Source organism: Bacillus sp. JJ1764 (assembly GCF_036962145.1).
In the GTDB taxonomy this organism is placed as follows: domain Bacteria; phylum Bacillota; class Bacilli; order Bacillales; family Cytobacillaceae; genus Neobacillus.
In genome coordinates, this window is the sequence record NZ_JBALNY010000090.1 from 8,779 (window position 1) to 20,408 (window position 11,630).

Annotated in this window: 9 protein-coding genes; all 9 read left to right on the forward strand. The window is 40.7% G+C overall.

Annotation, left to right across the window (positions count from 1 at the left end; all coding sequences use genetic code 11):
• Nucleotides 1–321: 321 nt before the first annotated feature.
• The 9 genes from V7083_RS13705 to ilvN all read left to right on the forward strand — a co-directional run bounded on the left by V7083_RS13705 (nt 322) and on the right by ilvN (nt 11,593).
• A complete protein-coding gene (locus V7083_RS13705) occupies nt 322–2,601 on the forward strand; it encodes a nitric-oxide reductase large subunit (RefSeq protein ID WP_335478641.1) in 2,280 nt (759 codons plus the stop codon).
• A 275-nt stretch (nt 2,602–2,876) separates the two neighbouring features.
• Nucleotides 2,877–3,014 carry a hypothetical protein gene (locus V7083_RS13710; RefSeq protein WP_335478643.1) on the forward strand — a complete coding sequence of 46 codons (138 nt, stop codon included), beginning with the start codon at nt 2,877–2,879 and terminating at the stop codon, nt 3,012–3,014.
• A 276-nt stretch (nt 3,015–3,290) separates the two neighbouring features.
• Entirely contained in the window at nt 3,291–3,626 is a 336-nt protein-coding gene (locus tag V7083_RS13715; RefSeq protein WP_335478645.1) for a MerR family transcriptional regulator, read from the forward strand.
• Between the two features lie 154 nt (nt 3,627–3,780).
• Nucleotides 3,781–5,061 (forward strand): ammonium transporter, encoded by a 1,281-nt coding sequence (locus V7083_RS13720; RefSeq protein ID WP_335478647.1) that lies wholly within the window; start codon nt 3,781–3,783, stop codon nt 5,059–5,061.
• 71 nt (nt 5,062–5,132) lie between these two features.
• Entirely contained in the window at nt 5,133–6,086 is a 954-nt protein-coding gene (locus tag V7083_RS13725; protein ID WP_335478649.1) for a DUF294 nucleotidyltransferase-like domain-containing protein, read from the forward strand.
• A complete protein-coding gene (locus tag V7083_RS13730) occupies nt 6,086–6,790 on the forward strand; it encodes an exonuclease domain-containing protein (RefSeq protein ID WP_335478652.1) in 705 nt (234 codons plus the stop codon). The genes V7083_RS13725 and V7083_RS13730 overlap by 1 nt, the downstream gene beginning before the upstream one ends.
• Before the next feature lie 345 nt (nt 6,791–7,135).
• A complete protein-coding gene (ilvD, locus tag V7083_RS13735; RefSeq protein ID WP_335478654.1) occupies nt 7,136–8,803 on the forward strand; it encodes a dihydroxy-acid dehydratase in 1,668 nt (555 codons plus the stop codon).
• A gap of 532 nt (nt 8,804–9,335) precedes the next feature.
• Nucleotides 9,336–11,063 carry a biosynthetic-type acetolactate synthase large subunit gene (gene ilvB, locus V7083_RS13740; RefSeq protein WP_335478657.1) on the forward strand — a complete coding sequence of 576 codons (1,728 nt, stop codon included), beginning with the start codon at nt 9,336–9,338 and terminating at the stop codon, nt 11,061–11,063.
• Nucleotides 11,060–11,593 (forward strand): acetolactate synthase small subunit, encoded by a 534-nt coding sequence (ilvN, locus tag V7083_RS13745; RefSeq protein WP_335478659.1) that lies wholly within the window; start codon nt 11,060–11,062, stop codon nt 11,591–11,593. The genes ilvB and ilvN overlap by 4 nt, the downstream gene beginning before the upstream one ends.
• Nucleotides 11,594–11,630: the final 37 nt, after the last annotated feature.

Here is an 11,630-nt window from a genome sequence, read left to right on the forward strand (position 1 = left end):
TTTTTATAATAACATTTTGTTTAAACATTAATAATATTCAGAATTATAAATGATTATAAACTTTTTTGATTCTATATTCAATACTTTTGTTAGCTACTATAGTAAAACGTTAGTTTACTACTATAGGTATAGTATTTTAATAAGTTGGGAACCTCCTTCATCATACGCCGCTTCTTTTCTATAGATGTCAAATAAATTATCCACTTTTCTATTTTCCAAAATAATGAAATTCGGTATGTTTTTTTATTCCATGGGGAACATATTGGTTAGGCTTCCTCAATTTGTAAACTCGTTTAAAAATTACCTAGCGGAGGTGTATACATGCGTTATACACGTTTATGGATTAGCTTTGCACTAGTCTTTATTATTTCTTTTGCCATACTTGGCTATTATGGAGGGCGGCTTTACCATACAATGCCTCCCATCCCCGATCGAGTCGTTCTTACCGATGGGACTGTTTTGTTTTCAAAAAATGACATACAAACAGGGCAAAATGTATGGCAATCGATTGGGGGGCAAGAGCTCGGCAGTATTTGGGGGCACGGGGCATATGTAGCACCCGATTGGAATGCGGACTGGCTCCATCGTGAATCCATGTGGTTATTAAACCATTGGGCAAAGGTGGATTATGGTAAAAGGTATTCAGTTCTTGATGAAGAAAAGAAAGCTGCCTTACAGGCGCGTCTAAAAAAGGAAATTAGACCGAATACGTATAATAAAGAAACAAAAGAAATTACTTTATCACCTGTTCGTGCAGAAGCTATACGGAATGTAAGCAAACATTACGCTTCTTTATTTACTGATGATCCGAAGTTGGATCAATTACGTGAAGACTATGCCATGCCGAAGAATGTTATTAAAGATGAAGGCCGCCTTGCAGCTTTTATCAGTTACATTTGGTGGACCACCTGGGCAACTGAAACAAACAGGCCAGGAGATCATGTAACTTATACAAACAACTGGCCTAACGAGAATTTGATTGATAATCGACCGACTGGGGAAATGGTGGTCTGGTCTGTTGTCAGCTTTGTTCTTTTGCTCGCCGGAATCGGAGCATTATCTTGGTATTATGCAACTCAGAAACACCATGAAGGAGAAGAGACCTATCCGGAAAAGGACCCATTACTGGCCATGAATCCAACTCCTTCAATGAAAGCTACCCAGAAATATTTTTGGGTCGTAGCTTTATTATGGCTTGTACAGGTGTTACTCGGGGCCATTACTGGACATTATCAGGTTGAAGGCAGCGGTTTTTATGGAATCCCGATTGATAAATGGATTCCATATTCACTTACAAGGTCATGGCATACGCAAATGGGAATTCTTTGGATTGCTACTGCATGGCTGGCAACAGGATTGTTTATTGCACCTGCTGTTTCTGGTCATGAACCTAAATTCCAACGATTTGGGGTAAATTTCTTATTTGTTTGCCTGCTGATTATTGTTGCTGGTTCTATGTACGGACAATGGCTGGCTGTTCAGCAAAAATTAGGACATAAAGCAAACTTCTGGTTTGGCCACCAAGGGTACGAGTATACCGATACAGGAAGATTTTGGCAACTATTTTTAACGGTAGGTTTGTTCCTCTGGCTATTTCTGATGGTACGTGCGATGTGGCCTGCTTTTAAAAATTTAAAGGAAAGCAGACATTTGCTAGCCTTATTTTTAATTGCTTCCACCGCCATTCCAGTATTCTATATCCCTGCTCTGTTATGGGGGCAGCATACAAATCTCGCGATTGCCGAATATTGGCGCTGGTGGGTGGTCCATCTCTGGGTAGAGGGCTTCTTTGAAGTCTTTGCAACAGTAGTTATGGCGTTTCTTTTTACAAGAATGGGTTTGCTTGGGCTTAGAACAGCGACCGTTTCAGTTCTGTTTTCGACTGTTATTTTCTTATTTGGAGGAATTATTGGCACGTTCCACCATTTATATTTTAGTGGAACACCGGTAGGCGTTTTAGCATTTGGGGCATCTTTTAGTGCCCTTGAGGTTGTGCCTCTTGTACTAATCGGCTTTGAAGCTTATGAAAACCTTACCCGTAGCCGTGCTAAACCATGGGTATCTGCCTATAAATGGCCCATTTACTTCTTTATATCAGTAGCCGTCTGGAATTTAGTAGGAGCCGGTTTATTCGGGTTCTTTATTAATCCTCCAATTGCCCTTTATTACATGCAGGGACTAAACACAACCCCTGTGCACGGACATACTGCTTTGTTTGGTGTTTACGGTATGCTCGGAATTGGATTAATGCTCTTTAGTTTACGCGGATTAACTGTGAAAAAAGAATGGAAAACAGGATTATTGAAGTTTGCCTTCTGGGCTATTAATATCGGATTGATTTTGATGGTACTGTTAAGTTTGATTCCAATTGGCCTTATGCAGACCTGGGCCAGCGTCCAGCATGGAATGTGGTATGCACGATCTGCAACCTTTATGTCTCGTGACATCGTGAGCACTTTTGTCTGGCTTCGTATAATTGGCGATACGATTTTTTCCTTAGGCGGTCTTGCATTGACATGGTTTATTATTGGTCTAAAAACAGGTTGGTCGCTTTCCAGTGACAGGTTGGATTACACGGACACTAATCGAAAAAATGTATAAAAACGTCCCGTCTAATTATTTTAGACGGGGCTTTTTTCTTGATTTTAGCAGGTGTACCGCAGTAAACAGATTGCATATTCATCTTTACTGTATTCGCTGAAAAATTTTAATCACTTCTGGGCACCGATCTTTTCACTCACTCATTTTCGTTGAACTCCCTCAGTAAAATCTAACAACGAAAATAAATAATTTGTTACATAATCTTACAAGATCACTGACAGTTCAAATTCATTAAGGTAAATTTTTCTATATAATCCTCGAAAGGAAAGATGTTCATGTATCAAAAACGTGATATTAAATTAGCAATGAGAATTCTTGAGTTAGATCAATTACGAGACGAATTATATGAGGAATTGTTAAAAGGGCTAGGCTCCAAAGCAACAGAGCTTTTAAGGAAACTACAAAATCATTAAAGGGGTGGTTCGGTATGTCCCACTACTTAAAAAGTGGCCTGGACGTGCTAAGAGAGTATTATCTAAAAAAATTATCACCTTTACCTGATTATTCACAACTAGAACTAAATTGCCTTACAGTCAGTGAATTAGCCTATCTATATAAAAAGGCTTACCCCCATTCTAAAAGCCCCTAAACCATTTTTTTCAAAAGAAAGAGCATATTTTTTACCAAAATCAGTATCTATGTGAGAAAATCTAACATAAGATATTCTAAAGTGTGGTGAATTTTAAGAAATGGGAAATGAATCATCCTATAAAGACAAGAAGGTCATTACCATTGGAATCGTCAGAGAGCTAACAGGTCTTTCAGAAAGACAAATCCGTTATTATGAACAACGAAAACTCATATTTCCGGAAAGAACACCAGGCGGGAGCAGGAAATACTCCTTTACGGATGTAGAGGAATTAGTGGAGATCGCCAATAAAATCGAAGATGGCGTCCAAACTCACGAAATTCGAAAGGAAATGCTGCGGGCCCAGAAGAAACAAAACCAGGAAGAAATCAGAAGAAAAATGATTCAAGGACAATTAAATGCCCAGTTTGGAATGAGAAAAGGCCCTTCAACCTAACAAAGAAGGGCCTTTTCCCATGAGAATTCATTAATTTCATTAAAAACAATGTTAGTATTTCTTACATCATTATAGAAATAAATCTGCCATCTATGTAAAAATGCATTTATAAGGTTTTGTTACAAAAATTAACATACTTAAAGGAGGAAAAACAATGAGTACTGAATTCTTATTAAACAGTATATGGGTCATGTTAAGTGCTGTACTCGTCATTTTGATGATTGGCGGTTTTATTCTACTGGAAACAGGGTCAACCAGAATGAAAAATGCTGGTCATATTGCCGGTAAAACCATTCTTACTTTCGGGATTGGATCGATTGTGTTTTGGGCTGTCGGGTATGGCTTGATTTTTGGAAAGGGAAATTCACTCATTGGTTTTTCCGACTTCTTTTATTCTGGCTATGACATAAAAGGAATGGCTTTATCTGGTGCAGTATTCTTTTTATTCCAATTAGCCTTTGCCGGCATTTCCTTAACCATCGCCTTCGGTGGCTTTGCTGAACGGGCAAAACTGAGTGCATACCTTGTATTTGCAGTACTGTTTTCCGCGATTGTATATCCTCCGATTGCTCATTGGATTTGGGGGGGAGGATGGCTGGCGGAGCATGGGAAACAAGACTTTGCCGGTTCTACCGTCGTTCACTTAACGGGTGCGATGGCTTCCTTAGCTGCAACGATCATCCTAAAGCCACGGATCGGAAAATATAATAAAAATGGAACGGCCAATAATTTGGCAGGACATAACCAAGTATTTACCGCTTTAAGTGTTTTGCTATTATGGGTTGGATGGTTTGGGTTCAATGCAGGAAGCACCTTATCCGCCGATAAAGGATTCTTTGGTTTCGTAGCCATCAATACGAACCTCGCTGCCGCAGCTGGAACAGTCGCAGCAATGATCATTTCTTGGATGGTTTTAGGGAAAGCCGATGTTCCAATGATGTTAAATGGAGCCTTAGCCGGCCTGGTAGCGATAACCGCCTCTTGCGCCTTTGTAGAGACCTGGGCGGCCATTGTGATTGGTTTTATTGCCGGAATTCTCGTATTCTACAGTATTCGGTTCTTTGAAAACAAAAAAATTGATGACCCTATTGCTGCATTATCAGTCCATGGAACAGCAGGAGTATGGGGGACATTATCAACTGGATTTTTTGCTACGAAAGAATTGGCTACTGTTGGTCAACCAGGATTATTTTACGGAGGTGGCTTGCATCAACTTGGAGTGCAGGCAATCGGGGTTCTAACATGCGGAGCTTTTGCCTTTATCGTCTCTTTTATTCTTCTATCGATAATGAAGGCTGTTATGAATGGTCTTAGGGTAACCGAAGAGGAAGAAATCATCGGCCTTGATATGAGTGAGCATGGCAGCTACGGGTACCCTGAATTGCTTAAGAAAGAACAAAATTTTGTAAGCACTGAACCCAAACTTAATGCTTAACAGATAAAGAATTCCCTTCCATTCTGGGGTGATGCCTGGGATGGAAATGTCCTTTTATTGGTGGTGAGTACATGTCAGATAAGAGTTTCACAGATATAAGAAAATGGCGGGATACCCATATCATTACTATTACCACAAATCACTTTCTCTTAAACCAATTCCATGATGAAGTCTACTCTCGGGTCATTTCTCTTGCAGAAAAGCAAGTCGAAGAAGTATATGGTCCCCCTCCTTGCCCCTTCTCTTTCTTTGTCATGGGCAGTGCCGGGCGAAAGGAGCAGTCTGTATGGAGTGATCAGGACCATGGAATGATCTATCAGAAGGATGGAGACCTGGAGGAAAATTATTTTTTAACTCTAGGTAAGCAGATCTCCATCGGACTCAATGAAGTGGGATACCCATTCTGCGATGGGAAAGTCATGGCCAGTAACACGTTATGGTGCAAATCCATTTCGCAATGGGAGATACAATTGTTGGAGTGGTCGCAGAATTCCTCTTGGGAATCAATTAGAAATTTGCTTATATTTACAGATGGACGTCCACTGTATGGCAAAAGCAGTCTGCTTACCTCTTTAAAAAATTTATTAAATGAACGGATAATCAATGGAAACCTTTTGCCGCGGCTTACTTATAATACCCAGTACCATAAAAAAGGAATTGGGGTTTTTGGACAATTTCTAACTGAAACACATGGCCCATTTTCAGGTCAACTGAATATGAAAGAAATCTGCTTCTTTCCCTATGTGAATTCAGCACGGCTTTTGGCATTAAAAGAAAATGTAGCAGAAACCTCGACTTTATCCAGATTGAAAATGCTTTATCAAATTCCAAATATAGATGGAATCATTCATCATTTTATCAAACTACTAAGCTATCGTTTAACTTACACTATACAAACTGATTACGAATCCGGCCATTATCTTCCTATTAACAATCTTTTAAGAGAACAAAAACTAGAATTAAAAGACATCATTAAAACAGGGGCTGCATTTCTTCAATACGTAACAAAGGTGGTTGTTTCATAATGAACCAAATGATTCAATTCTTTAAGCAAATCTATGCAGGAGTACAAGGACAAAACACCCCCCAGCATATTTCTTATATCAGGCATTTACAAAGAGAAATGCAAAAAAATCTATACCTGGATACCCCCCTCCAGGAATTAAAAGCTGTGGTTTTTGATATAGAAACTACAGGCTTTTATCCTGAGCAAGGAGATCAGGTTCTGTCAATTGGTGCCGTTAAAATGTCAGGTTCAAGCATTTTATCATCTGACACCTTTTATTCTTTAATTAGAACAGATCAACTTCTATCGCCTGAGATTTCTTCCCTAACAAATATCAGGAAGGAACATTTGCAATCAGCACCCGAGGGAAAAGATGTGTTAATCCAATTTTTTAAATTTGTAGGAAATCAAATATTGATTGCTCATCATTCTAAACACGAACAAGCTTTCATGAAAAAATTAACCAAAGAGCTGATAAAAACTAGATTTGAACACAGAATTATTGATACATCCTTCCTAATTAGACTTTCAAATCCTTCACTTTTTTCATTAGAGCTTGAAGAAGTATGCAGGAATTGCATGATAGACATAAAAGATCGTCATCACGCCCTTGGTGATGCAATCATGACAGCAAAGGTTTGGAGTTACTATTTAAAAGAGGCAGAAATGAAAGGATTTGTAAATTTACGTGCGGTATATGAACATCTTTCCAAAATAGGTTAAGATGGCTTGCATATGTTTTAATAGACTACTCAACAAGGTTATCTCTCACCTTTACTCCCCTATTTTTCCTCGCCTTTTGAGGAAATTTTCCCCCTTTAAAAAATTTTCATAATTTTTTTATTCCATCGCTAACCTTAATATGCCAATATTGTAAACGCTATCAATATTTTCGATTAGTTTGAATTGTCAGATTTTTGTGTTGACCATGTCTTCAATTGGTTGTATGATAGTCGTCAATAAGAAATAATTCATTTTTTTGATCGATTGGGAAAATGGTAACAACAGACGGAGTGGCTTGTTATCCCTAAGCAACAAACCAACAATCGTCAGTTAGGAGATTGAGAAATGCGAAGCGACATGATTAAAAAGGGGATTGACCGTGCTCCCCACCGGAGCTTATTATACGCAACCGGGGTTAAAACGAGTGATCTGGAAAAACCATTTATCGGTGTCTGTAACTCTTATATTGATATAATCCCTGGTCATAAACACCTTAATCATTTCGGCGAAATTGTAAAACAAGCAATTCGTGAAGCTGGTGGCATTCCTTTCGAGTTTAATACCATAGGTGTTGACGATGGTATTGCAATGGGGCATATCGGTATGCGTTACTCACTGCCAAGTCGCGAAATTATTGCTGACAGTGCTGAAACTGTAATAAATGCACACTGGTTCGATGGTGTTTTTTATATCCCAAACTGTGACAAAATCACTCCAGGGATGTTAATGGCAGCAGCAAGAACCAATGTTCCATCAGTATTTGTTTCAGGCGGACCAATGGAAGCAGGTGTCTCTTCAACTGGTAAAAACCTTTCCCTGACTTCTGTGTTTGAGGGAGTTGGTGCTTATCACAAAGGAACACTTAGCGGGCAACAGCTACTGGAAATTGAAACACAGGCATGTCCGACATGCGGTTCTTGTTCCGGTATGTTTACCGCAAATTCCATGAACTGTCTTATGGAAGTATTGGGAATGACTGTCCCAGGCAATGGAACAATCGTTGCAACGTCTGAAGAAAGATATGACCTAATTAAGCAGGCTGCACGACATTTAATGGAATTAGTAAAAAATGATATTCGTCCGCGTGACATTATGACCAGAGAAGCATTCGATAACGCTTTTGCGTTAGATATGGCTATGGGTGGTTCTACCAATACCGTTCTACATACTTTAGCCATTGCTCACGAGGCTGGAATTGACTACGATTTACGCGAAATTAATAATATTGCTGAAAAAGTTCCTTACCTTGCAAAAATAATGCCGGCATCTGATTATTCCATGCAGGATGTTCACCGTGCTGGTGGAGTTAGCGCAATTCTGAACGAACTTTGTAAGGTTGAGGGTGCTCTCCATAAAGATTGCATCACCATTACAGGTAAAACATTAGCTGAGAATGTGAAGGAAGCAACAATTCAGGATGAATTGGTTATTCGCCCGAAAGATAACCCATACAGCCCAGTTGGCGGCTTATCCATTTTATATGGAAACCTCGCTCCCGATGGCGGTGTCATCAAGGTTGGGGCCGTTGATCCTTCCATTAAAACATTCGTTGGAAAAGCGATTGTCTTTGATTCACAGGAAGAGGCACAAGAAAATATCAATAATGGCACTGTTCAAGCAGGTCATGTTGTAGTCATTCGCTATGAAGGTCCAAAAGGCGGACCGGGAATGCCTGAAATGCTCGCTCCTACTTCTGCCATTGCCGGTCGCGGCTTAGATAAAGAAGTTGCACTGATCACTGATGGACGCTTCTCCGGAGCCAGCCGTGGAATTTCAATTGGGCATATCTCACCGGAAGCTGCTGAAGGCGGACCCATTGCTTTCGTTGAAAACGGTGATGATATAGTTATCGATTTACAAGGTCGCTCCATTGAGTTGCTCGTAGATGATGAGGTTCTTGCCGAACGTCACCGCAATTGGGTGAAACCTGAGCCCAAAATCAAAACCGGCTATTTAGCCAAATACGCTAAGCTTGTTACCTCTGCCAATACTGGTGGAATTATGAAAATATAAAATCAGCGGTGGGTCTCCAATCGCTGAACTTGAAACCATTAAGGGATCTCATTAGTACCCCTCCCCTTCAAAAGAAGTTAAGGTACTAAACAGGAGTATGGCATCATTGAAAAAATAATATTCCAAATCGATGACGGGAATAAAGGAATAGGAATTTGTATTTTCAGAGAGCTGGGGTTGCTGGAAGCCCAGTAATACAACCTATTCTGACATCATCCCCGAGTGTTATGCTGAACGGCGTTAGCTCAGTAGGCATAACCGGGTGGTAAAAGTGCCACCTGTTACAAAAAGAAGCGTTTTTTTAGATTTATCTTTCGCTTCATAAGGCAGTATTCGTGAGGATACTGTAAATACGGGTGGTACCGAGAAAAAATAAAGACCTTTTTCTCCCCGAATTATTCTGCTCTTGATGTTCTTGACTGCAGGTTATTCGAGGAGGGATAGGTCTTTTCATTTTTTTTAAAGACAGAAATAACAAAGTTGAAATTTTTCTTTACTCAAATACCGATAACCCATAAGGAGGGAAAAAAACGTGAAAGTAGAAGCAAAGCTGGAATTCCAAACCAGTACCGCACCAAAAACCGGTGCTGACCTTCTGATTGAATTATTGATCAAAGAAGGCGTTGAGACATTATTCGGGTATCCCGGAGGTGCCGTCCTGCCAATTTATGATGCGATTTATCGGGCACAAGGCTCCATTGACCACGTCCTCTTCCGTCATGAGCAAGGCATGATTCATGCGGCAGAAGGATACGCCCGAATTACAGGTAAGCCTGGAGTAGTTATTGCGACTTCAGGACCAGGTGCCACGAACCTGGTTACTGGAATTACAGATGCCATGATGGATTCCTTACCTCTCGTGGTATTTACTGGGCAGGTTGCACGAACAGTGATTGGAACAGATGCTTTCCAAGAAGCAGATGTAATGGCGATTACAACTCCGATTACGAAACATAATTATCAAGTGCAATCCATTTCCGACTTGCCAAGAATCGTAAAGGAAGCATTTCACATTGCTTCTACTGGTCGTCCAGGTCCGGTCTTAGTGGATATCCCAAAAGATATTTCTGCAGGCCACTTGACTGAAAATCCTGAGGAAGCAGAAATCGATTTGCCTGGCTATCAGCCTACAATTAAACCAAATCCTATGCAAATTAAAAAATTGGCGGATTCATTACGAGCAGCAATAAGACCAGTTATTCTAGCCGGAGCTGGTGTACTTCACGCCAAAGCATCTGCCGAATTAACCGCATTTGCTGAAAAACATAAGATTCCGGTAGTCACTACCCTACTTGGCCTTGGTGCCTTCCCTGGCGACAACCCTCTTTCATTGGGAATGGGCGGTATGCACGGAACTTACGCAGCAAATATGGCCTTGTATGAAAGTGATTTACTCATCAATTTTGGTGCACGCTTTGATGACCGATTAACGGGTAATCTGAAGCATTTTGCCCCTACTGCAAAAGTCGCTCATATCGATGTCGACCCAGCTGAAATTGGAAAAAATGTACCAACCCAAATTCCAATTGTCGGTGATGCAAAAGAGGCTCTAGTTGAGTTGATTGATCTGACTTCTGAATCTGACAGTAACGAGGATTGGTTGGCAAAACTCAATCAATACAAGCAAGAATATCCGCTTTGGTATCAACACGATCCAAAGGGAATGAGTCCACAATGGTTAATCGAGGCCATTCATAAGGTAACAAAAGGTGACGCCATTGTTACAACTGATGTCGGCCAACATCAGATGTGGACGGCTCAGTATTATACCTTAAACAAACCGCATCGCTGGGTTACCTCCGGCGGACTTGGAACGATGGGCTTTGGCTTCCCTGCTGCTATCGGTGCGCAAATGGCTTCTCCCGAAAGCACGGTTGTCGCCGTTGTCGGTGATGCTGGCTTCCAAATGACGCTGCAGGAATTATCGGTCATTTATGAACGAAACCTTCCTGTTAAGATCATCATTGTCAATAATGGGGCTCTAGGAATGGTAAGACAGTGGCAGGAATTGTTACACGGAAATCGGATATCCCAGTCTATCCTGCATTCACATCCTGATTTTGTAAAGCTTGCCGAAAGTTATTCAATTCGCGGCTACAAAATCGAAACACAGGAAGAACTGATTACGAAACTTCCTGAGGTATTTGCCTATGATGGCCCTGTATTGATGGATTGCCGAGTTCTTCAGCAGGAAAAAGTATTTCCGATGATTGCCCCCGGTAAAGGGCTTCATGAAATGATTGGGGTGAAACCAATATGAAACGAATCATATCTTTAACCGTTCAAGACCGAAGCGGTGTCCTTAATCGGGTTACCGGTCTCCTGCAACGGCGGCAATTCAATATTGCCAGCATCTCAGTCGGGCAAACGGAAACAGAAGGAATTTCGAAAATGACTCTTGTCGTTGAGGTGGAGGATGAACAGCGACTTGAACAGGTTACCAAACAATTAAACAAGCAAATTGATGTGTTGAAGGTTTCCGATATCACCGACAAAGCCATTGTTGCCAGAGAATTAGCACTGATTAAAGTGGCCAGCGGCTCTCAGCTTCGCAGTGAGATTAACGGGATCATTGATCCATTCAGAGCTCTCATCATCGATGTAAGTAAAGACAGCATGGCTGTTCAAATTACCGGCCGTCCTGATAAAATCGATGCCCTAATTGAGCTTCTTCGACCATATGGCATCAAGGAAATTGCCCGAACAGGATTAACAGCTTTTCTACGGGGTCATCAGCCTCAAGTTAGTGATTTAGCAACTTATACTCTACTAAATAACTATTTATTCTGAAAGGATGATTCATAATGGTAAAAGTACTTTATAACGG